The following is a 22295-nucleotide window of genomic DNA, read 5'->3' on the forward strand; positions in this document are numbered from 1 at the left end:
ATGGCCATCACCAGCAGCTTCATGCGCTACGGCACGGTCCCGTCGGCGATCATCAGCGACGGGGTGCTGCCGATCCCGCTCTGGGCGGTCACCGCCATCTCCCTCGCCCAGACCTACCACCTGCCGCCGATCGGCTCCACCGCGCACAAGGCCATCGTGGCCACCCACGACGACACCATCACCCTGACCGGGGTGCTCGTCGGCGCGGAACGCTACGCCTGGAAGTTCGCCCTGGAGACGATGGCCGAGGCGAGCAAGCGGGGCACCGCCCTCGCGGCGTACTCCGGGGGGAAGTTCGGCGGGCTCATCCTCGTCACCTCGATGACCATCCGCACCGACATGCAGGTGCAGTCACTGACCTTCAACGCCTCGGCCGCCCGCCGCGACGTCCTGGACACCACCATCACCCTCGTCCACGTGCCCCGTCCCAGCCTGCTCGGCAAGCTGCTCGACGTGGCCAGCATCGGAGTCGGCGCGCTCGCCGACGGGTTGGGCAACTGATGCCACCGTTCCCGATCGACCGCTACCTGCTGCCGGAGACGCCCATCGAGGTGCCCCCCGGGTTCACCGAGGTCCGGCAGAGCCTCACCGCCGGCCTGCCGCACCGCGTCGAGCTGGGCGCCGGCGTGCACGCGGTGCTGATCCTGCCCACCGGGCTGGCCCGGCAGTGGCTGAACACCGACCCCCTCGCCGTGGTGAGCAGCTCCGCCGACGACCTGACGCCCCGACCCGCGCCGCCCGCCACGCCCCGGGCGCCGGCCCTGGTCGGTCGCGTGCCGCTGCGCCTGGTCGTCCGCCAGGGCACCCGGATCCTCGGTTCGGTGCCGCTCGCCGCCGGCCTGCGCCGGGTCTGCCCCGACGCCGGCACACCCGTCGACCCCGCCGGGACCACCCCGGTCGCCGTCGAGGTGGTGGTGCTCGCCTGGCTGCTGCACGCCGGGACCGTACGCGGCTCCGGCGACTACGGCTCCACCCTGACGGTGGCGTGGCGACCCGCCGACCGCGCGGTCGACACCTTCGGGCCGCCGCCTATCAACGAGTTCGTCTGGCGTCGCCGCCCACCCGCGCAGCGCGTCGAATCCGAGCTGGGCCCCGGCAGGCTGCGCTACCGCTACCTGCTCGACAAGAAGATGCGGAGGGTGCTGCGGTGACGCTCACGCCGTTCCAGACCGGCCAGGTGCGCCAGGGCGCGGTCGGCAACGACGCCGGCTGGACCCTGACGTTTCACCGGGAGACCCCGACCGGGCTCAGCCCCGACGTCGCGCTCACCCTGTCCAGCGCCGACTACTACGCGGCCATCGACGCCGCGCTGCCGGAAGGGCTGGGCCCCGGCGCGTACACGATCACCGTGCAGGGCCTGATCGACGAGCACTTCGCCGCGCTGCGTACCGCCGAGGGGCAGCCGCCGCTGGTGGCGAAACTGCACCTGTACTGGCGCGACGCCAACACCTCCGTCGGCGCGTTCTTCACCAACCTGGTCGGCGTCAACGCCGGCCCGACCCCGGCCGAGCTGACCCAGGCGCTGGTCGCCGTGCTGCGGGTGACGAAGGTGCGCCGGCTCACCGGGGAGCGGACGTACGACACCGAGCTGACCCTCGTCGAGCAGGCGTACGCCCGCCTCGGGCAGCGGGTCGCCGAACGGTTCGAGGCCGCCACCTTCACCGCCGCGATCCAGGCCATCGGCGACCGGACTCGGGTCGACGTGACCGGGTGGGGCGCCAACCCCGACGGCACGATGACCCGGGGCGCCACCGAGGCGGCCGGCGACGAGCGGGTCGCCTTCGGGGCCGGGCTGCTCTACCGCGCCGCCCTGGAGCGCATCGGCGGCGCGTTGCAGCAGTCGCTCAACGCGTACGGGCGGGGGATGCTGCTGATCCGCGACGGCACCGTGCACGTCGGGAAGCGGCCGATCCCGTACCCGGAGGGGGAGCCGAAACCGCTCACCCTCGCCACCGGCCTGCTGGAGTGCACCGAGAACGGCACCCAGGACACCGACCCGTACGCGGCCACCGAGACCGGCGGCACCGCCGCACCGCGGCGCAGGGCGTGGACGCTGACCCTCAAGGGCCGCCCCGACCTGAAGCCCGGTGACCTGGTGCGCTTCGACCCACCGGCGACCGACGAGGCCACCACGCTGGGCAGTGTCGGCGCGGCGCTGCTCGGCTCGTTCGCCGCCCCGTTCGCCCCGTCGACGGGGGAGCTGGGCGCGGGGGCGAAACTGCTCTACCTCAGCGCCGCCCGGCACACCCTGTCGCGTACCGCCGGGTTCGTCACTGTGGTGCAGGGCGTCGAGGTCACCTCGGGCGCCCAGGCGTGGGACACCTGGAGCGACGCGTCCGGTGTGGCCGCCGCCGAGCCGGCCGGCCCGGCGTCGTCGCCCGGTGTGGCCGCCGCCGAGGCGGTGCGTCGCGCGGCCCGCGCGGCCCGGGGCGAGACGCGTGGCCTGGAGATCGGCGAGGTACGCGCCGCCGCCACCAACGCCAGCGGCGCGGTCGAGCCGCCCGCGCAGACCGAGACGGTGTGGGAGGGCCTGGTCCGCTCGGACGGCCGGCCCAACGCCGCCCGCCGTCTGCCGGTACGCCGGGAACAGCCCGCGCCGCTGCCCGGGGTGACCTACCTGACCCCGTTCGCCTGGGGCGGTTGCGGGCTCATCCTGCCCCGCTATCCGGGCACCCGGGTGGCGCTGGCCTACCGCAACGGCGCCCCCGACGACCCCGTCGAGGTGGGCGCGCTCTGGCCCACCGGGCACGCCCCGGTGTCGCAGCCGGGGGACTGGTGGCTGTCGCTGCCGGTCGGGGTGGCTACGAACAGCCGCTCGTCGATCGGCGACTCGGTGGTGCCCGCCGACCACGACGGCAAGGTCACGCACGACCTCACCGACGGCGACGGCAACCGCGTCATCGAGCTGGGCGAGCTGACCGTGCGGGTGGGCCGGGACCAGCTGCAGGGACGGGGGCAGCGCCCGCAACGCGCCGACGAGGCCGACAGCATCACCATCGAGCACGCCGCCGGCGGGTCGTCGATCGTCATGAAGCAGGACGGCTCGATCACCATCACCGCCACCCGGATCGACCTGGACGCCGGCAACGGCGCGGTGAACATCAGCGGCGGCACGGTGAGCATCGCCGCCGACGACGTCGACGTCCAGGTCGACAACGCGATGAACGTCCACTGAGGAGAACGACATGGCATTCGTGCTCACCACGTCGAGCAACGTGCACTGCCCCAGCCAGGGCACGGTCACCCCGGCCGGGCAGGCCAAGCTGACGGTGGCCGGCGCCCCGGTCGTCCGCCCGGACGGCATCACCGGCAAGTCGGTGAGCGGGTGCGCGATCACCGACAGCAGCTCCACCGTGCAGTGCAAGAACGTCGTGTCGGCGTCCGGGGCCGCGCAGAAGCTGCACGTCGGGGGCGCCGGGGTGGCGCTGGACACCCTCAGCGGCGCCACCAACGGCAGCACCTCCGGCCTCGCGGCCACCGCCGGGCAGAGCAAACTGAAGGCGGTCTGAGATGGACCGCACCGAGCGCGAACGGCAGGCCGCCCAGCGCCGCTACCTCGGCTGGGGCCTCGCCTTCGAACCCACCATGCCCGGGGTGGACCTGGCCCGGGACATCGTCTTCGACGACGGCCCGAACGGCCGGGCGCTGGCCCTCGTCGAGGGCACCGGCAACGTGGCGCAGAGCCTCGCGGTGGCGCTGACCACGCTGCGCGGCTCGAACGTCTTCGACGCCACCTTCGGCTTCGACGGGCTCAACGCCCTCGCCGAGCAGATCGAGCCGAATCTCATCCGCGAGCAGGTCCGCATCGGCATCATCACGCTGCTCGACCGCGATCCCCGGGTCCGCAAGATCGTCGACGTGAACCTCGACGACGGCCGACTCGGCGCGGGAAGTGCCGACGACGCGGCGGCGACCGCCCTGCGCTCGTCGCGCACCCTGCAGGTGCAGGTCCAGTTCGAAACCATCACCGACGACCGGCTCTCGGTGCGCCTCGGGGAGCTGCCCAGTGTCTGACCCGACCCTTCCGGCGGAGCTGGCCGATGTCCTCGCCGTCGACGCCGCCGCGCTGCGGGCCACCGGCTCGACCGGCTTCGGCATCGTCGAGACCGGCTTCGTGCCCAAGTCCTTCGCCCGCCTGCTCGCCGAGAAACTGGCCACCGCCCGGCTGCTCTTCGGCGAGGACGTCGACCTGACCAGCGGCGCGGTGCTGCGCAAGGTCCTCGAACTGGCCGCCCTGGAGGACGCCCGACTGTGGGCGGCGCTCGGCGCGGTCTACGACAACTCCTTCGTCGTGTCGGCGACCGCCGACGCGCTGACCCGCCTCGGCGAGGAACTCGGCATCGCCCGGCCGTACCTGCCCGCGCGGGGCACGGTGAAACTGAAGCTGAAGGCGGCGCTGCCCGCCGGCCACACCCCGCTCACGCTGCCCCGGGGCGCCCGGCTGTCCACCCCCGGCGGGCACCACGTGGCCCTGGACGAGACAGTGGTGCTCTCCGCCGCCGTCGGCGAGCGCGAACCGGCCGTCGCCGCCTTCTATCCCGGCCCGGCGCACAACCTCGACCCGACGCAGGCCAACCAGAAGATCGACCGCTGGAACCGGGCCGACACCCTGCTGGCCGACCTCGACGACGCCGAGCAGGCGGCCGGCAAGGAGCTGGTCGAGATCACCCACACCGTCGCGCTGACCGGGGGTGAACAGCAGGTCTCCGACGCCCGCTACCGGCAACTGCTGCTGGCCGCGCCCCGCTCGATCTGGACGGCCGAGGCGATCGGCCTGGCCGTGGCCACCGTGCCCGGCGTACGTCAGGTGCAGGTCTTCGACGGCCGGGGCGGGTTGGACCTCAACCAGTCGATCTTTGGCAACTTCAACTTCATCGAGCGGGTCTTCAGCACCGAACGCGACCTGGGTAACCCGTACTACGTCACGGTGCTCGTCGCGCCGACCGCCGCCGCCATCTGGGACGGGCCGGACGGGCTGCACGCCGCCGTCGAGTCCGTCATCGAGGACCTGCGCCCGGTGGGCATCTTCGCCTCGGTGGACCGGGCCGACGAGGTCGGCATCGGCGTCGAGGCGGACCTGGTGATCCGTGGCCTGCCGCTGCCCACCGGTTCGAAGGAGACGGTGAACGCGTCCACCGCCGCCACCGAGCTGCGCGCCCGGCTGCACGCGCGGCTGCGCCGCTACGTCGACGAGCTGCCCTTCGGTGAGCCGGTCCGGGCCGCCGAGGTGATTTGGACGCTGATGAACGAGCCGGGCGTCGCCGACGTACGCGGGCTGCGCCTTGTGCGCTTCCCGGCCGACTCGGCGGTGGTGGTGACCGGCAGCGCGCCCACCGGCGACGGGGTGCAGCGGCTGCCGGTCGGCGACAACGCGGTGCTCGCCGCCAACCAGGTGCCCGTCTACGTCGACCGGGACGATCCCCGGCCGTTCCGGATCGTCTGAGCGGGGGCGCGATGACCGACATCCGGGTGCCGGTGGACGGCGCCGATCCGTCCGTCGAACGCAACCTCGTCGACCAGTTGGAGGGCCCCTACCCGGGGACCGTCCGCCGGGTCGTCGTGCCGCTCGCCACCACCGGCGCCGCCGCGGTGGACTGGACCAGTCGGCACCCCCTGCTCACCGTCGTGCTGCGTCGCGACCTGGTCGAGGAGACCGTCCGGGTGAGCGTCACCGTCAACCCCGGCGGCGGCGGGGACGAGCGGGTGCTGCCGCCGGTGGTCTTCGCGCCCTGGTCCGCCGCGGGAGCGTCGGTGCCGGCATACGCGCCGGACACCGCCGACGAGCCGCTGGTAGCGCCGTTTTCCGTCGCTGTGACGGCCGAGCGGGCCGTCGACGGGGCGGCCGCCACGGCGGTCACCGGTGCGGCGCTCACCGCCCTGGTCGAGCTGGCCGTCGTGGAGGGCAACCTGGGCCGGCTGCTCTACCTGGTGTCGTACGAGAAGCACCGGCTGCGCCGCACGGCGCGGGAGGTGCACGCCTACCGGACCCTCGCGCACGCCCGACGTGACGCGCTGGACCGGATCGGCGCGGACGTCGGGGTGGCCCGGTTCGTCGACGAGCTGGTGCACGAGCCGGCCAGCGGCGACGTGTACGCCCGCCGGCTGGCGCCGCCGGCCCGCGAGGCGGACGCCGCGTACGCCCACCGGTTGGGGCTCTACCGGCGGTTCCTGCTGCCCACTCCGGGCGCGATACGCCGGCTGCTCAACGGCCCCGGCGCGGACACCGACCCGAACGCGGGGCTCTTCGCCGACCTGCCCGGCGGCGCCCGGTTCACGCTGCGCGAGGAGGACGACCGGTTCGCGGTGGCGATCCGGCTGGTCGCCGCCGGTGATCCGCAGCACCGCACCAACTTCCTCGCCCAATTGCGCCGCGACCGCCTGGTGCTGCCCGCCAACACCCCGCCGAACAACACCACGCACGCCGCTCGGGCGCTGCCGTCCGGCCGGCTGACCGAGGTCACGGCGCTGCGCGCCAGCCTGCGGCAGTCGTACGCCTTCGACAGCGCGCACGCCATCGCGCCGCCGCTGGCCACCGCGCTGGACCGCGCCGGGCGCGTCTGCCGGGCGCTCGGCTCGACCCTGGTGTGGCAGGTGACCCGGGCCCAGGACGACGCCGGTGGCAGTCGCTACGAGCTGGGCCTCGGCGTGGACGTGAGCTGGCCGACCCCCGCGCAGGCCACCGACCTGCGCAACCGGGTGCTGGACACCGGTCGCGCGGTCACCGGCGACCGGACCGCCGAGGCCCTGATCGCCGCCGCCCGCGCCGCCGGTGTGCCCACGGTGGCCGCCGACGGCGAGGTGGCGTGGCTGTGGCGGGTGTGCGGGGTGCAGACGACGCACCGGATCAGCACCACCAGGATGTACCTGTCGCACCTGCCCACCCGTGGGCTGGCGGTGACCGCGCCGACGGCCGCCACGGTCGGCGCCGACGTGGCCGTCGAGGCGCAGTTCCACGCGCCGGGCGACCCGGGTGGCAACGCGCTGCTGCTGGCCGGCCTGGCCGCCGCGGCGACGGCGTGGACGGGCGCGGGGGAGCCGGCGTGGACGCCGATGACCGACGCGGCGGCCCGGACCCGGTGGGCGGGCGTACCGACCCGGCCGGCCGGGCAGCCGGTCGATGCGGTCCTGGCCGCCGCCGGCCTGCCCGCGGTACGCGACCCGGCGCCCGTGGTGGCCGCGCTGAACCGGCTCCCCGACGAGCTGGTGGAGACCATCGAGCTGCCGGCGGCGCTGGCGTCCGCGCTGATCGCCGGGCAGCCGGCCGCCGCCGACCGGCTGGCCCGGCTGGTCGGCCTGCTCCGCGACCAGCATCTCGCCGCCGCGCTGCCGCTGGTCGACACCGGCAACCGGGTGCTGCTGGTGTGCAGCGTGATCGGGCTGCCCCAGGCCGGGCTCAACCTGGCCGAGCGGCGGGCCACCGGCTTCCGCTGGTACACCGTGGGGCTCGGCGGCGGCACCGCGGACATCAAGGCGGTCGGCGCGCGGACCACGCTGCGCCCCACCCACGCCGGTCTGGTCGCCGTGGTGGCGCTGTCCTACGTGCGGACCGGGCTGACCGACCCGTACGAGTTCCGGGTGGAGCTGCCCGACGGGGTGGCGTTGACCCTGGCCCAGTACGAGCGGCTGATGAACACCCTGACGCGGGTCTGCCCGCTCGGCGTGGAGATCAACACCTTCGGCATCCGGCGTGACCACGTCGACCTCGACGCCGACGGCGACGCCGAGCCGCTGCGCCCGGCGGTGGCCCGGACCTTCCGCACCTTCCAGCAGCGCCGGCACCGCGGCGTGTACGACCAGCTCTGAGAGGGACATCATCATGGCGAGCGAGATCAACTACGACGGGGTGACCGTCACCGAGCTCTACCGGATGTTCACCGAACACGGCATCCCGCAGTCGGACGCCAGCGTGCTGGTCTCCTCCTGGATCTACGAGAACGTGGGCACCGCGAAGCGGGTGTTCAGCTACGCCGAGCCGTTCCCGGCGGTGGAGCCGGGCTGCGCGCCTCCACCGTTCGCCCGCACCTTCGCCCACACCGACTGGGTCGACGGCGAGGACGTCGTGCAGGCCGGGCAGACGCCCGGCGAGCAGGGCTTCAACGAGCGGTTCCACCGCATCGAGCACGACCTGGACCACCTCGGCACCGACCTGGCCAAGGCGTTCTCCTGCATGGCCGCGATGCGGGTGAGCCTGCGCCGGCTGCTCGACGAGATCCGCGCCGAGATCAACCGGCTGCACTCCACGGTGCACGAGACGAAGGTCAGCCCCGGCCCGTACCAGCTCGAGCAGATCCCCAACTACATCGGCACGCTCGACTTCGGCCGGTACATGGGCACCACGATGTTCATGGACAAGAAGGTCAGCATCTGGCAGACCAAGGCCGGCACGATCGTGCTGCCCGCCGTCGAGACCCTCGGCGTGGACGTGGTCGCCGGCCCGAAGGTCCGGGGCGCCGCCTACCTCGACCGGTACGCCGTCGAGAACGCCGACGTGCGGCAGCGCTTCCCGCGCGAGGTGAAGGTGGTGGAGTTCATCCGTACCTTCGGTGAGGACCAGGTGGCCGACGGCCGGACGATCCGCGACGTGCTCAAGGTGCTGCCGGCGGACAGCAGCTACCCGAGCGTGGACGCGATGGTCGTCGAGGTCAGCGAACGGGAGGCGGCAATCGTCCGGACCACGGCGGGCGCCCAGTCGGCGGTCTCCGCCGCGCTCGGTATCGACGCGGAACTGGAGAACGTCGCCGACGCCGACATCGCCATGCTCGCCGGGGTGCCCACCAAGGCCCGCGCGGCGCTGACCCGCGCCGGGATCAGCACGCTCGGCAAGCTGGCCGAGGCGCCGGCCGAGCGGGTGCTCGGCATCATGAAGGAGGCCGGGGTACGCGCCGACGTCGGCGACGCCGCCGAGTGGACCGGCTACGCCCGGACGCTGAGCAAGCTGCGCTGAACGGCCGGTCATCGCTCCGGCGAACGGCTGATCCCCGCCGTTCGCCGGGTCGGTGTGACGACACTGCGCTGGCGTGCGGACCGTCCACACCCGAGCGTGGAACTCCCACACCGGTGATCGGGTGCGAAGGGCGCAGGGATGGCAGTTCACGAGGTGACGCAGGACGTCCGCTCCGGGGCGCAGGAGGCCGGCGTGGCGCGACCAACCCGGTACACGCTGCGTCTGCTCGGCGGCTTCGGGCTGGAACGCGACGGCCGGTCCGTCGTGGTGCCGCAGGGCGCGCGCCGGCTGCTCGCCTACCTCGGCGTACGCCAGCGGTGCGCCCGCTGGGAGGCTGCCGGCACCCTCTGGCCCGGCTCGCACGAGGAGCGGGCCCGCGCCAACCTGCGCACCATGCTCTGGCGGCTGCACCGGGTCACCCCCGAGCCCCTCGTCGAGGAGGACGACCGGCTGGCCCTCGCCGCCGGTGTGACCAGCGACGTCGCCACGCTCGGCGCGGCGTCCGCGGCGCTGCTGGCCGGCGGGGCGCCGGCGGGTGTCGGCGCGGGGGTGCCGGCGCTGGCGACGGGCGAGCTGCTGCCCGGCTGGTACGACGACTGGGTGCTGACCGAGCGGGAGCGGCTGCGCCAGACCCAGCTGTACGCGCTGGAGGCGTTGGCCGAACGGCTGACCGCGCAGGGACGCTTCAGCGAGGCGGTGCAGGTGGCGTTGACCGCCGTGCAGTTGGAACCGTTGCGGGAGAGCGCCACCCGCGTGCTGATCGCCGTGCACCTGGCCGAACGCAACATCAACGAGGCGGTACGCCGGCTGGAGCTGTTCCGCGCCGACCTGGGCCGGGAGTTGGGTGTCGCCCCGACCTCCTGGCTGGAGCACCTGGTGCGCGAGGGCCTGCGCCGGGACAGGTTCGTGCCCGCGCCCGGTCCCGGCGGCGGTACGCAGGCCTGACCCGTCGGGCGCGCGTCCCGGCTCAGCTCAGCTCAGCGCGTGTGGGCCGGCCGGTCCAGGATGGCGCTGAACCGCTCCTCGGCAAGGTCGAGCTGGCCGAAGATGTGGGCCTTCACCGCAGGCGAGAGCGGGGTGTCCGCACGACCGATCAGGTCCCGGAAGAGCGGCACCAGCGGCCGGTACTTGCGGGCCGACGAGACGACCTTCGGCCCGACGGTGTGGATCACCCCGACGCCGTTGTCGGTGAAGTCCGACACCTTGATCACCCGCGCCCAGGGTTCCCGGTCCAGGCTGACCGCCAGGTGCTCCCGGTACTGCTCGTTGCGGTCGCGCTGCGGGTCGTACATCGGGTTGGTGACCGCGGCGACCAGGGTGGCCACCCGCGGCCCGAACCGCGCGGCGAGCGCGGCCAGCGCCGCGGCCCTCGGGTCGCCGCCGCCGTCGGCCAGCTCGGCCGGGTGGTCCTCCACCGCGTCGTGCAGCAGACCCGCGACGATCACGTCGACGTCGCGGACCTGGTAGTGGTGCATGAGCCGGATGGCGACCCGCAGCAGGTGGTTGAGGTACGGCTCGCGGACCCGCCGGTCGTCGCGGTGCAGCTCGGCGGCGAGGTCGAGCGCGGCGGACAGGCGGGCGCGTTCGCCGTCGTCGAAGCGCTCGACCTCCAGCCGGAAGCGCTCCAGCAGGCCCGGTTCGCCGTGGATCTCGGTGATCGCGTGCATCGGCATGCTGCCCAGGTGCGGCGGGAAGTCCATGCGTCACTTATAGCCGATCTTCCCCCCATCGATGGCCCGGTACGTCGCCGACCCGACCATGGCGAGTCGTCACAGCGGCAGCCGATCGGCCCCGGCGAGCGGGCCCACCAGGAGCGGGAGCAGCGGCGCCGGCAGGACCGGGTCGCGGCGCAGGGTGGGTGTCCAACCGGCGTCGGCGCCCAGGTCGGGGTCGTGCGCCGCGTTGTACGCCGTGAGCAGGTCGACCGGCCGGGCCGGGCCGGCGCCCTGGCGCACCCAGGAGCCGCGCTCGGTGAGCGCGGTGCCGCCCCAGTCGTAGAGCAGGTCGGCCGGGTCCACGCCCGCGTCGAGGGCGAAGAAGTTGTTCTGCGCGTAGATCGCCGACTGCACACCGACGCCCAGGGCGTACTGGAAGCCGTCGCCGCCCAGCCGGTACAGGTTGTTGTAGACGTCGACCTGACCGAACCGCACCCGCGGTAGCCGTTGCAGGACGCCGTCGAAGAGGTTGTGGTGCAGGGTGACCTTCAGCCGACCCACGTCCGGGCCGACCGTGTTGGACGAGCCGATCAGCATCAGCTTGTCCCGTCCGGTGAAGCGGTTCCATGAGGCGGTGACTCCGCTGGCGGTGTGCGTGACGTCCAGCGACCCGTCGTGCACCTGGTACGGCCGGCCGAAGTAGACGGGCTGGGCGCTGTCCGGGTTGTCGCCGTCGGTGAACGTGTTGTGGTCGACCCACACGTGCTCGCTGCGGCGTACCGAGATCTGGTCGTACTGGCTGTTCCAGTTGCCGGTGTCGCCGTCGGTGGGCGACCACGCGGGGAAGCAGTCCCGGGCGTCGACGAAGGTCAGGTTGCGCACGATGACGTTGGACGCCCGGTCGATCATGAGGGTGAGACCGGTTAGTCGCGCGCCGCGCAGGCCGACGATTGTGGTGTTGGGGCCGACGTTGATCTGGGTCTGGCGGGTCTGGTTGGCCACCGAGCGCACCCGGGCCTCCTCCAGCGGCCCGGCCGGTGCCACCCGACCCCAGACCGCCGGGTCGTACGCGGCCAGGTAGGCGTCCAGCCGGTACGCCGGGTCGGCCAGGTCGGCACAGCTCAGTGTTGTGCTGTCGGGCCCCTCGAAGCCGTCGACCGCGCCCGCCACGTAGATCAGCTTCGGCGTGGCGTCGGTGGCGTTGGCGGCGTTGTCGCCACCGAGGGCGGCGACCAGTTCGGCCCTGCTGCGGACCACCCGGGTCCGCTCCGGCGGCGCCGCCGAACCGCCTGTGGTGCCGACGCCCTCGGCCGCCCAGCCGTCCCGCTCCGGCAGGGCCTGCCGACCGAGGTGACGGGCCGACCAGGAGAGCCGATCGGCGGCGGAAGTGTCGGGGCGGGGAGCGGCGGCGGCAGGTGTGGCACCGACCAGGACGGCGATCACCGTCGCCCCGACGAGGGGTGCGCGCATTGATTTTCCCATTCGCTGGTGGTGGTTTCGGCATTCACCAGGAACGGTAGGTTCGCGGTTTTGTATCGGTCAATATAAATTGTTTGCAGGAATGTTGCAGTGGTGCCGGCCGCTAGTGGGCGGTCTCATCCCGCGCGGGTCGAACGTGCCGGAAGGCGACCAGCAGGGCGGTGACGAGAGCAGCCACCAGCAGGACCCTGATGACGATGAACAGCACCGCGTCGCCCGTGGAGTGGGGCGGGAAGATGTCCTTGACGAGCCAGCCGACCCCCAGCCCCAGCCCCAGGCAGGCGTGCATCGCGGCCCGCAGGCGGGGGAGCGGCTGCGGGCGGCCGAGGATCCGGGGTGCCACGGTGCCACCGCGGCTCCTGGCGAGCAGCACGGCGGCGACGGCCAGGTTGGCCACGCCGACCGCGACGGCCAGGGCCAGGTCAACTGTTCCCATGTGGACGCACGTTATCGCACGGACAGTCGCTCCGAGGGCCGCCTCTTTAGACGTCGGCCGCCTGCCCCGAGTGTCGGAGGAGGGGCGGGCACCAACCCGTCGCCTCCTTTGCTCTGCTTCAACCCAGGCAACACCTGCGGGGCAAAAGTGTTGCCTCGGTTGAAGCAGAGCAAAGGACAACCGGAGCACCCTCGCCACCGCGGGGCGACACCACTACGCCAGGTCCGCGCGGTACGCCGGCACGGCCCACGGCACGCCCTGCTCGCTGGGCAGCGCGCCCTGCTCGGCCGCCCGACGCAGTACCTCGACCACGCCACGGATCCGCAACACCCGCTCGTCACCGTCGCCCACCACGTCGACCAACTCTCCGCCGAGCAGTTGGGGCTCGGGCGCGGCCCGCAACGCGTCCAGCAGGGCGGTGAACGGCGCGGTACGGGCCAGCGGGGCGATCAGCGGCACCCCGGCCGGGTCGGCGCGGTGGGCGAGCAGGTTCTCCAGCAGGCCCCGTCGACCGGGGACGCGGCGGGTCACCACGTCACCGGGCAGGCGCAACCGGTCCGTCGGGTACTCCAGCACGGCCTGTCCCGTCGTGCCGGTCACCACCACCTCGCCCGCCACGAACTCCTCGGATGCCAGGGTGACCGCCGCCAGCACCGGTGGACCGGCGCGGAACCGCACCCGCAGCACCGCCGTGTCCTCCACCTCGATCGGCCGCACCCGGTAGCGCTCCACCTCGATGGCGACCGGCCACGGTGGTGCCCCGCCGAGCGTCTCGGCGACGGCCAGGCACTGCATCACCGCGTGCGCGAGCGGGTTGGCCAGCGCGCCGTCCAGCACCGGTCGGCCGTCCACGCTCCGGCGGCCGGCCCACGGGGAGCGGGCGTAGTAGGCGTCCGGCCGTTGCCACGCCGCGACGGTCGCGATGCCGGTGACCGCGCCGAGGCGGCCGGCGGCCAGCGCGTCGGTCAGCGCGGTCAGCGCCGCCGAACCGAGCGCCTGGAAACCGACCTGGGCCACCCGGCCGGTCGCCGCCATGGCGTCGGTCAGCTGGTCGTGCTCGGCCAGCGACAGCACCGGGGGCTTCTCCAGCAGCAGGTCCGCGCCGGCCGCGAGGGCGTCGCGGGCGATCGGCAGGTGCGTGTGCGGCGGGGTGCAGATCACCACCACCTCCGGTCGGGTGGCGGCGAGCATCGCCCGGTGGTCGGTGAACACCCCGACCCCGGGCGGCACCGGCGCCTCCCGCTCGTCGCGCACCGGTTGAACGTCGACCAGGGCGACCAGCCGCAGCCGGCCGCCGGCGTGCAGTGGCGCGATCACCCGCCGGTGCCAGTGGCCGTGCCCGTTCGCCCCGATCACCGCCACCGTCGGCGGCGGCGCCGACCCGTTCACGAGACGCCGGTCAAGACTGCCGAGGCCCCCGGGGCACCGGCCCACGCGGCACCGCTCACCGGGCACCGGCCAGGGTCGCCTCGACGCCGTGTCGACCGAGCGCGGTGAGCCAGGCGGTCACCTCGGCGCGTACCTCGTCGTCGTCGGCCACCTCGGCCGGGATGACCTCGCGCAGCGCGAAGACGGCGTCCACCGCGCCGGCCGGGCTCCGCGCTCCGGCGTCCAGGGCGGACCGGATCGGCCCCGCGAGGGGGTCCTGCAACGGCAACGGTCCGCCGTCGTCGGCGTACCCCAGGGCGAAGCGCAACCAGGACGCCACGACCAGCGCGCCCCAGCGCGCGGACCGGCCGGCCGCGCGCAGGTCGGCGATGGTGTGCAGGATGCGCTGCGGCAACTTCTGCGAGCCGTCCACCGCGACCTGCAGGGTGCGGTGCCGGATCGCCGGGTTGGCGAACCGGGCGAGGACCTGCTCGCCGTAGTCGACCACGCGCACCCCGTCCGGCGGCGTGAAGCTGGCCGCGACGTCCTCGGCGATCAGCCGGCGCAGCACGTCGGTCAGGTGCGGGATCTCGAGGGCGTCGGCGATGGTCTCCCGGCCGGCCAGCGCGCCGAGGTACGCCACGGCCGAGTGCACGCCGTTGAGGGTGCGCAGCTTCAACCGCTCCCACGGCCCGGCGTCGCCGGTGAGCACCGCCCCGGCGTGCTCCCAGCCCGGCCGCCCGCCGGGGAAGTCGTCCTCGATCACCCACTGCGCGTACGGCTCGGCGGCCACCGCGGCCAGGTCGGTCACACCGAGCGCCCGGCGGGCCGCGTCGATGGTCTCCGGGGTGCTGGCCGGCACGATGCGGTCCACCATGGTCCCGGGGCAGGTCACGTTGGCGACCACCCAGTCGACGAGCCCGGCGGGCACCCCGGCGGCCCGCTCGACCGCCTGGTCGACCAGACCGCGCAGCCGCCGGCCGTTGGCCGGCAGGTTGTCGCAGCTCACCAGCGCCAGCGGCCCGGCGTCGGCGGCGGCGCGGGCGGCCAACCCGCGCAGCAGCAGCCCCGGCACGGTCGTCGGCGCCTGATGACCGGCGAGGTCCGCGGCGAGCGCGGCGTCCGGGGACAGTCGGCCGGTCACCGGATCGAGGTGGTACGCCTTCTCGGTGACGGTGAGCGTCACGACGCGGACCGCCGGGTCGGCGAGCAACGCCACCACGGCGTCCGGGTCGCTGGGAGCATGCCGTACGCCGCTGAGCGCGCCCACCACCCGGGTGGTGGTGCCGGCGGCGGAGAGGGCGCTGACGCTGAACAGGTTGTCCTGGGCGGTGAGCGCCTCGACCAGGGCGGTGCTGCGCGGGGCGACGGCCATGATGCCCCAGTCGCCGCCGGCCGCGCCGACCGCCGCCTCGGTGTAGACGGCCTGGTGCGCCCGGTGGAACGCACCCAACCCCAGGTGTACGACGCCCGTCGGCACGGTGCCCGGCCGGATGAGGGGACGGGACTCGACGGGCAGGTGGCGCAGCACCCCCAGGCCGAGGCGGGACGCGCCGACGGTCACCGCCATGCCGGACCGTCCGGGAAGCGGAACTCGGCGATCGACGACGGGTTCATGGTGGCGCTGTAGCCGGGCCGGTCGGGCAGCAGGTAGCGGCCGCCGCGGGTGCGTACCGGGTCGACGAAGTGCTCGTGCAGGTGGTCGACGTACTCGATCATCCGACCGTCCAGGGTGGCGCCCACCCGCAGGTAGTCGAAGATCGCCAGGTGCTGGACGTACTCGCAGAGGCCGACGCCGCCGGCGTGCGGGCAGACCGGCACCCCGAACTTCGCCGCCAGCAGCAGCTCGGCCAGGACCTCGTTGACGCCGCCGACCCGGCACGCGTCGATCTGCATCACGCCGATCGCCTCGGCCTGGAGCAGCTGCTTGAAGATCACCCGGTTGGCGGCGACCTCGCCGGTGGCCACCCGGCACCGCCCGCCGGTCAGCTCGTCGACGGCGCGCGCGATCCGGGCGTGACCGAGGATGTCGTCGGCGTGGGTCGGCTCCTCGATCCAGTACGGGTCCACCTCCGCGAGGGCGGTCATCGCCGTGATCGCCTCGTCGACGTCCCACACCTGGTTGGCGTCCATCATCAGCAGCGCGTCCGGGCCGATCTCGGAGCGGATGATCCGGGCCCGGCGCAGGTCGTCGGCGAGCGGGCCGCCCACCTTCATCTTCATCGCCCGCCACCCGTCGTCGTACGCCTGCCGGGTCAACGCCCGCACCTTGTCGTCCGGGTAGCCGAGCCAACCGACCGAGGTGGTGTACGAAGGAAAACCGTCACGTTCGAGCGTGCTCAGTCGGTCGGCCAGGCCGTCGCGTCCCTTGTCGAGGATGGCCGCCGCCTCGTCCGGGGTGAGCGCGTCGGTGATGTGCTTGAAGTCGATGCTGGCGACCAGCTCGTCAGTGGGCAGTTCGGCGAGGAACCGCCACATCGGCTTGCCGGCGATCCTGGCCCGCAGGTCCCACACGGCGTTGACAAGCGCGCCGGTCGCCATGTGGATGACGCCCTTCTCCGGCCCCAGCCAGCGCAACTGCACGTCGGCGCTGAGCGAGCGCCAGAACGCCACGGGCTCAGCCGCGATCTCCTCGACCGTCCGACCCTCGACGTGGTGGGCCAGCGCCCGCACCGCCGCGCAGGTGATCTCGTTTCCCCGGCCGTTGGTGAAGGTGAACCCCGCGCCGACCGCCCCGGCGTCGGTGCCCAGCTCGACGTACGTCGCCGAGTAGTCGCCCCGGTTGATCGCGTCGGACCCGTCGCCCCGCGCGGCGGTCGGGAACCGCACGTCGTGCACCTCGACGGACGTGATGGTGACACTCACTGGTCGACCCCTCCGAAGTTGAAGACCCGCTTGGGCAGCCGGTACGCCAGGTCGACGATCGTCTCGGCCGCCTCGTCCAGCGGCAGCCGCTGCTCGGCGACCAGCCGGGCCAGGAAGCCGGCGTCGACGCGGCGGGCCACGTCGTGGCGTACCGGGATGGAGCAGAACGCCCGGGTGTCGTCGACGAACCCGGTGGTGTTGTAGAAGCCGGCGCTCTCGGTGACCGTCTCCCGGAACCGGCGCAGCACCTCGGGGGAGTCGAGGAACCACCAGGGCGCGCCGAGCAGCAGCGCGGCGTAGCCGCCGGCGAGGGGCGCGAGCTCACGGGTGAAGGTGTCCTCGTCGAGGGTGTAGAGCACCACCCGCAGCCGGGGGTCGTTGCCGTGGCGCTCCAGCAGCGGCGCGAGCGCGTGCACGTACTCGGTGGCCTGCGGCACGTCGCCGCCCACGTCGCGGCCGTGCCGGTCGTACAGCCAGCGGTTGTGGTTGCGCACCGCGCCGGGGTGCAGCTGCATGACCAGGCCGTCGTCGAGCGACATCCGGGCGAACTCCATGAGCATGTGCGCCCGGAACGCCTCCGCGTCGGCCGCGTCGGCCGTGCCGCACAGGCCCCGGTCGTACAGCCGGGCGGCCTCACCCGGGGTCAGGTCCAGGGTGCGGGCGGTGGGGTGGCCGTGGTCCGACGAGGTCGCCCCGCCCGCGATGAACGCGGCCCGCCGGGCCCGCAGCGCGGCCAGATAACCGGTGTACGTGCCGGTGTCCTCGCCGGTCAGCGCGCCGAGGCGCGCCACGTTGGACGCCCAGCCCTCGTACTCCATGTCCACCACGTCGTCCGGGCGGAACGTGGTGACCACCCGGCCGCCCGGCCCGCCCCACCCGTCGGCGGCGAGCTTGGCGTGCTGCGCGAGGTCGTCCAGCGGCGACTCGGTGGTCGCGAGCACCTCGATTCCGAACCGCTCGAACAGCGCCCGGGGCCGGAAGTCCGGCTCGGCGAGCCGGGCCGCGATCTCGTCGTAGACGGTGTCGGCGGTGGCTGGGCGCAGCGGAGTCTGCACCCCGAACACGGTGCGGAAGGTCTGCTCCAGCCAGAGCCGCGACGGGGTTCCCCGGAACAGGTGCCAGTGCGCGGCGAAGCGCCGCCAGATCACCCGCCCGTCGGTCTCCACCGGGCTTCCGTCGCGGGTCGGCACGCCCAGGTCCGACGGGGGGACGCCCTGACTGAGCAGCATCCTCGTCAGGTAGTGGTCGGGCACGATGAGCAGCCGCGCCGGGTCTGGAAAGGGCTGGTCCTGCGCGAGCAGGGCCGGGTCGACGTGCCCGTGCGGCGAGATGATCGGCTGTTGCGCCGCGAGGGCGTACAGCTCCCGGGCGATCGCGCGCTGCCCGGGCTCGGAGGGCAGGAGCAGGTCGGTGTGGTCGGACGTCGGCACGGGGCTGGGCTCCTCGTCGGTGGTCAGCGGGGGGTGAGCAGATCGGCGACCCGGACCGGTTGCCCGGTCTCGAAGGACCGGTTGGCGGCCAGGCCGGTGAGCAGGGCCAGCGCGCCGTCGTCGGCCGTCGCGGCGCGGCCCAGCGGATCGGGCTGGCCGCCGAGGAGCACCGCGGTCATCCGGGCGTCCGCGCCGCCGTGCCCGTGTCGGGTACGACCCTCGACGGGGATCTGCCGGGGCGGTTCCCAGAACGGGCGCAGGGTGAGCGTCGCGCCGCCCCCTTCGGCCGGCGCCTCGACGCCGTGCAGCGCGGCGCCCTTGACCGCGCCCGCGGTGCCCCGGTCGACGAAGTCGTTCTCGGTCACCTCCAGCTCCAGGCGACCCCGGCTGCCGTTGACCATCACCCGGTAGCCCTCCCAGGGGGCGTACGCCGTGAGGTGGTAGGTCATCGTGGCGCCGGTGGAGTAGCGGGCGAGCACGGCCATGTCGTCCTCGATGCTCACGCCCGGGGCGAACACGTTGCGGTCGCGCTGGTAGCCGTCCTCGGCCTCGGCGTTGAGGTAGAGCTCGCGCAGCCGGGGGTGGGCGTCCAGCCGCAGCGCGAACGGGTCGTCGACGGCGGCGGGGGAGCCGTACGCCCGCTCGTAGTCGCGGGCGTAGCCGTGCCGGCGACCGTCCTCGCCGTAGAAGAACAGGCGGCCGGCGGCGTACACCTCGACCGGGGTGGCCCCCAGCCACCAGTTGACCAGGTCGAAGTGGTGGCTGGCCTTGTGCACCATCAGCCCGCCGGAGGTGGCCTTGTCGCGGTGCCAGCGCCGGAAGTAGTCGGCGCCGTGCCGAACGTCGAGCAGCCACTCGAAGTGCACTGAGCCGATCTCACCGACCGCGCCGTCGGCGAGCAGGCGGCGGACCTGCTCGTGCAGCGGGTTGTAGCGGTAGTTGAAGGCGACCGTCACCCGGCCGCCGGTCTCGGTCACCGCGTCCAGGATGCGTCGGCAGCGCGCGGCGTCGACGGTCATCGGCTTCTCGGTGACCACGTCCCGGCCGGCGCGCAGCGCGGCCACCACGTACTCGTCGTGGGTGACGTCCACACTGGTCACCAGCACGACGTCGACCCGCTCCTTGTCCAGCATGGCCCGGAACTCACCGGCCGGGTACGTCGGCGCCGGGCGGTGGCCCAGCTCGGCGAGCCAGCGGTTGTGCGCGTCCATCCGGGCCTGGTTCACGTCGGCGAAGGCGACCAGCTCGGTGGTGTCGGCGTGGTCGAGCACCAGGGCCCGGACGAACATCTCGGCCCGTGCGCCGGTGCCCACGACGGCGTACCGGACTCGCCCGTCGGATCTCGGTGACATGTGGTCGCCCCCAGGTGATCCCTGCAAAGGTTTGCAGTGAAGTAACCACGATCGATGCGATCGCGTCAACGCCAACGGCGCAATCGGCGATAAATGTCAGTGTTTGCGGCGTTGTAGGTCACCACGGGGAGCGTCGACGCAACAGAACCGCAACCATTGACCGTTGACACTGGCGCAACCGTTTGCATTAATTGGCGGCACCCACGTGACCGTCGCCACATCGGACGAAGGGCCCGCCGTGCCAGTCACCATCCGGGACGTCGCCCGCGCCTCCGGGGTGCACATCTCCACCGTGTCCCGCACCTTCTCCGCCCCGCACCTGGTCAACCCGGAGACCCGGGTCCGGGTGCTCGCCTGCGCGGAGGACCTGGGCTACCGGCCGAACCGCGCCGCCCGGGCCCTGATCACCGGGCGGACGCACAACATCGGCCTGATCATCGCGGACATCGCGAACCCGTTCTTCCCGCCGCTGATCAAGGCGGCGGAGAGCCAGGCCCGCCATCGCGACTACCACGTCTTCGTGGCCGACACCAACGAGGACCCGACCGCCGAGGAGGAACTGGTCCACGCGCTCGCCAAGCAGGTCGACGGGGTGCTGCTGTGCAGCCCACGGATGAGCAACAGCCTGATCGAGCAGCTCAGCCGGGAGGTGCCGTTGGTGGTGGTGAACCGCCAGGTGACCGGCCTGCCCTGCGTGCTGATGGACGTCGGGCAGGGCGCCCGGGCGGCGATCGAGCACCTGATCGGTCTCGGTCACCGCGGCATCGCGTTGCTCGGCGGCCCCCGCAGCTCGTGGACCAACCGGGAGATGCGCCGCGCCGCCGCCACGGCCGCCCGCAGCGGCGGCGCGGAGCTGACCGTGCTCGGCCCCAACGCGCCCACCGAGACCGGCGGCCTCGCCGTCGCCGACCAGGTGCGGCGCAGTGGCGTGACGGCCGTGCTCGCCTACAACGACCTGATGGCGATCGGCCTCATCGAGGGGCTGGACGCGCTCGGGGTCCGGGTGCCACAGGAGGTGAGCGTCGTCGGGGTCGACGACATCGCCCTGAGTCGGCTCACCCGCCCCAAACTGACGACGGTGGCCACACCCACCGGGGCCGCTGGCCGGACGGCCGTCGACATGCTGCTGCAACAGGACATCGAGTCACCGCGCGGCGCGCGGAGCCCCGGTGCCGGCACGGCGCTCGGCGTCCGTCGTACCACCGCACAGGTAATGCTCCAGACCGACCTGGTCATCCGCGACTCGACCGGCCCGGGCCCGCACGCCCGACCGGCACGTCCCCTGGCCGCGCCGCCTGGCCCGGACCCGCATTGCCCTGCGGGCCCGGGCGTCCCGACCGCGGCCACCGGTGACGCCGTCGCCTCCTAATGCCGAGGAGTGAGCGCACATGCACCCCGCAACGCCCCCCACCACTGACACGCCCGTCGGGCGCCATCACGGTACCCCGGTGCCCCGTCGGCGACTCCTGCGCGGCCTGCTCGCCGCGACCGTCGCCGCGCCGCTGATGTTCGGCGCTGCCGCCTGCGGAGACGACGACGGCGCCGCCGACCCGAACGCCCCGGTCAAGCTCTCGATCTTCTGGTGGGGCGGCGACGCCCGCGCCAAGCTGACCGAGGACGCCCTGGCCCTCTACACGAAGAAGCACCCGAACGTGACCTTCGAGAAGACCTGGCAGGCCAACCAGGGCTACTTCGACAAGCTCGCCACGCTCACCGCCGGCGGCAACCCGCCGGACCTGTTCCAGATCGACGACAACTACCTCGCCGAGTACGCGGCCCGCAGCACCACCCTCGACCTGAAGAGCTACCAGGACTCCGGCAAGCTCGACGTCACCAAGTTCCCCAAGAGCCTGCTGGAGTACGGCGTGGTCGATGGCAAGCTCGCCGGGGTGGCCGCCGGGGAGAACACCCAGGGCCTGGTCTACAACAAGACCCTGCTGACCAAGCACAACCTGCCCGAGCCCACCACCGGGATGACCTGGGAGCAGCACATCGCCTGGGCCGAGCAGGTCACCGCCAAGACCAAGGTGCCCGGCACCCAGGACCCGAGCGCCGACTACAAGGCGTACTGGATCTGGCTGCGCCAGCAGGGCAAGGACCTCTACAAGGGCAACGAGCTGGGCTTCACGGCCGAGGACGTGACCGCGTGGTTCGACCTGTGGAAGGGCGCCCGCGACCGCAAGGCCACCCCGACCCCCGACGTCATCCACGAGGGCAACTCCAGCGACGTCACCAAGCAGCTGGTGGTCACCGGCAAGGCCGGCACCAGTTGGGTCTGGGCCAACCAGATGCCCGACCTGAAGAAGAACACCAAGGACGAGCTGGGGGTCGTCGCCTATCCCGGTGACCCCAGCGCGCAGTGGGCCCGGGCCTCCATGTACTGGTCGGTCTTCAAGGGCAGCAAGAACAAGGACGTCGCCGTCGACGTGATCAACTTCCTGAACAACGACCAGGAGGCGGTCAAGCTGCTCGGCACCGACCGCGGTCTGCCGTCCAACCTGGACCTGCGTCGGGTGGTCAGCGACGACACCACCGACCCGGCGATGAAGCAGTCCATCGCGGTCGAGACCGAGCTGGCGCAGAAGTTCGGCCAGTCCCCGCAGGTGCCGATCAAGGGACACAGCAAGGTCAAGTCCGAGCTGGTCAAGGCCGCCGAGAACGTGCAGTACGGCCGGGCCACGTCCGCGCAGGCCGCCGCCCAGTTCGTCGAGGCGTGCAAGTCCGCCATCGCCTGACCGCCGCACGAGGCGAGGAGAGGAGCTGTTC

The 22295-nt window shown here is 73.2% G+C and carries 19 protein-coding genes; 11 read left to right on the plus strand and 8 right to left on the minus strand.

Features of this window, described 5'->3' with window-relative positions:
• From ABZU53_RS10450 to ABZU53_RS10490, 9 genes are all read left to right on the plus strand, one after another.
• The gene (locus ABZU53_RS10450; protein WP_053659787.1) at nt 1-501 is read left to right on the plus strand and encodes a hypothetical protein; all 501 of its coding nucleotides are present in this window, start codon (nt 1-3) and stop codon (nt 499-501) included.
• Complete coding sequence (locus tag ABZU53_RS10455) at nt 501-1151, plus strand: hypothetical protein (protein WP_354859584.1); 651 nt, start codon at nt 501-503, stop codon at nt 1149-1151. The genes ABZU53_RS10450 and ABZU53_RS10455 overlap by 1 nt, the downstream gene beginning before the upstream one ends.
• Nucleotides 1148-3175 carry a hypothetical protein gene (locus ABZU53_RS10460; RefSeq protein ID WP_355065210.1) on the plus strand — a complete coding sequence of 676 codons (2028 nt, stop codon included), beginning with the start codon at nt 1148-1150 and terminating at the stop codon, nt 3173-3175. The genes ABZU53_RS10455 and ABZU53_RS10460 overlap by 4 nt, the downstream gene beginning before the upstream one ends.
• A gap of 10 nt (nt 3176-3185) precedes the next feature.
• Entirely contained in the window at nt 3186-3509 is a 324-nt protein-coding gene (locus ABZU53_RS10465) for a hypothetical protein (RefSeq protein ID WP_354862316.1), read from the plus strand.
• A gap of 1 nt (nt 3510) precedes the next feature.
• The gene (locus ABZU53_RS10470) at nt 3511-4014 is read left to right on the plus strand and encodes a hypothetical protein (protein WP_355065212.1); all 504 of its coding nucleotides are present in this window, start codon (nt 3511-3513) and stop codon (nt 4012-4014) included.
• The gene (locus tag ABZU53_RS10475) at nt 4007-5443 is read left to right on the plus strand and encodes a baseplate J/gp47 family protein (protein WP_354862312.1); all 1437 of its coding nucleotides are present in this window, start codon (nt 4007-4009) and stop codon (nt 5441-5443) included. Before ABZU53_RS10470 ends, ABZU53_RS10475 begins: the two co-directional genes overlap by 8 nt.
• 11 nt (nt 5444-5454) lie before the next feature.
• Entirely contained in the window at nt 5455-7803 is a 2349-nt protein-coding gene (locus tag ABZU53_RS10480; RefSeq protein WP_355065214.1) for a hypothetical protein, read from the plus strand.
• A 13-nt stretch (nt 7804-7816) separates the two neighbouring features.
• The gene (locus ABZU53_RS10485) at nt 7817-8944 is read left to right on the plus strand and encodes a hypothetical protein (protein ID WP_355065216.1); all 1128 of its coding nucleotides are present in this window, start codon (nt 7817-7819) and stop codon (nt 8942-8944) included.
• Nucleotides 8945-9082: 138 nt separating this feature from the next.
• Nucleotides 9083-9889, plus strand: coding sequence for a BTAD domain-containing putative transcriptional regulator (locus ABZU53_RS10490; RefSeq protein ID WP_355065217.1), 807 nt, complete (start codon nt 9083-9085; stop codon nt 9887-9889).
• 32 nt (nt 9890-9921) lie between these two features.
• Here the strand turns inward: ABZU53_RS10490 and ABZU53_RS10495 are convergent, their stop codons facing one another.
• From ABZU53_RS10495 to ABZU53_RS10530, 8 genes are all read right to left on the minus strand, one after another.
• A complete protein-coding gene (locus ABZU53_RS10495) occupies nt 9922-10644 on the minus strand; it encodes an HD domain-containing protein (RefSeq protein ID WP_355065219.1) in 723 nt (240 codons plus the stop codon).
• Between the two features lie 69 nt (nt 10645-10713).
• Nucleotides 10714-12069 (minus strand): polysaccharide lyase family 1 protein, encoded by a 1356-nt coding sequence (locus tag ABZU53_RS10500; protein WP_355065221.1) that lies wholly within the window; start codon nt 12067-12069, stop codon nt 10714-10716.
• A gap of 112 nt (nt 12070-12181) precedes the next feature.
• Nucleotides 12182-12514 (minus strand): hypothetical protein, encoded by a 333-nt coding sequence (locus tag ABZU53_RS10505; RefSeq protein WP_354862302.1) that lies wholly within the window; start codon nt 12512-12514, stop codon nt 12182-12184.
• 213 nt (nt 12515-12727) lie between these two features.
• Nucleotides 12728-13903 (minus strand): Gfo/Idh/MocA family oxidoreductase, encoded by a 1176-nt coding sequence (locus tag ABZU53_RS10510; protein WP_355065223.1) that lies wholly within the window; start codon nt 13901-13903, stop codon nt 12728-12730.
• Nucleotides 13904-13958: 55 nt separating this feature from the next.
• Entirely contained in the window at nt 13959-15452 is a 1494-nt protein-coding gene (locus tag ABZU53_RS10515) for a mannitol dehydrogenase family protein (RefSeq protein ID WP_355065225.1), read from the minus strand.
• Nucleotides 15443-16747: an enolase C-terminal domain-like protein gene (locus tag ABZU53_RS10520; protein ID WP_355065227.1), complete on the minus strand. Its 1305-nt coding sequence runs from the start codon at nt 16745-16747 to the stop codon at nt 15443-15445. Before ABZU53_RS10520 ends, ABZU53_RS10515 begins: the two co-directional genes overlap by 10 nt.
• A complete protein-coding gene (gene uxaC / locus ABZU53_RS10525) occupies nt 16744-18177 on the minus strand; it encodes a glucuronate isomerase (RefSeq protein WP_355065229.1) in 1434 nt (477 codons plus the stop codon). Before uxaC ends, ABZU53_RS10520 begins: the two co-directional genes overlap by 4 nt.
• Before the next feature lie 23 nt (nt 18178-18200).
• The gene (locus tag ABZU53_RS10530; RefSeq protein WP_355065231.1) at nt 18201-19529 is read right to left on the minus strand and encodes a Gfo/Idh/MocA family oxidoreductase; all 1329 of its coding nucleotides are present in this window, start codon (nt 19527-19529) and stop codon (nt 18201-18203) included.
• Nucleotides 19530-19767: 238 nt separating this feature from the next.
• Between ABZU53_RS10530 and ABZU53_RS10535 the strand changes: the two genes are divergently transcribed.
• Together ABZU53_RS10535 and ABZU53_RS10540 are read left to right on the plus strand one after the other, a co-directional pair.
• On the plus strand, nt 19768-20898 hold the full coding sequence (locus ABZU53_RS10535; RefSeq protein ID WP_355065233.1) for a LacI family DNA-binding transcriptional regulator: 1131 nt from the start codon (nt 19768-19770) through the stop codon (nt 20896-20898).
• Nucleotides 20899-20917: 19 nt separating this feature from the next.
• The gene (locus ABZU53_RS10540; RefSeq protein ID WP_355065235.1) at nt 20918-22264 is read left to right on the plus strand and encodes an extracellular solute-binding protein; all 1347 of its coding nucleotides are present in this window, start codon (nt 20918-20920) and stop codon (nt 22262-22264) included.
• The last annotated feature ends 31 nt before the right edge of the window (nt 22265-22295 follow it).

The organism is Micromonospora sp. NPDC005194, from assembly GCF_040608335.1.
Classification (GTDB): Bacteria; Actinomycetota; Actinomycetes; order Mycobacteriales; family Micromonosporaceae; genus Micromonospora.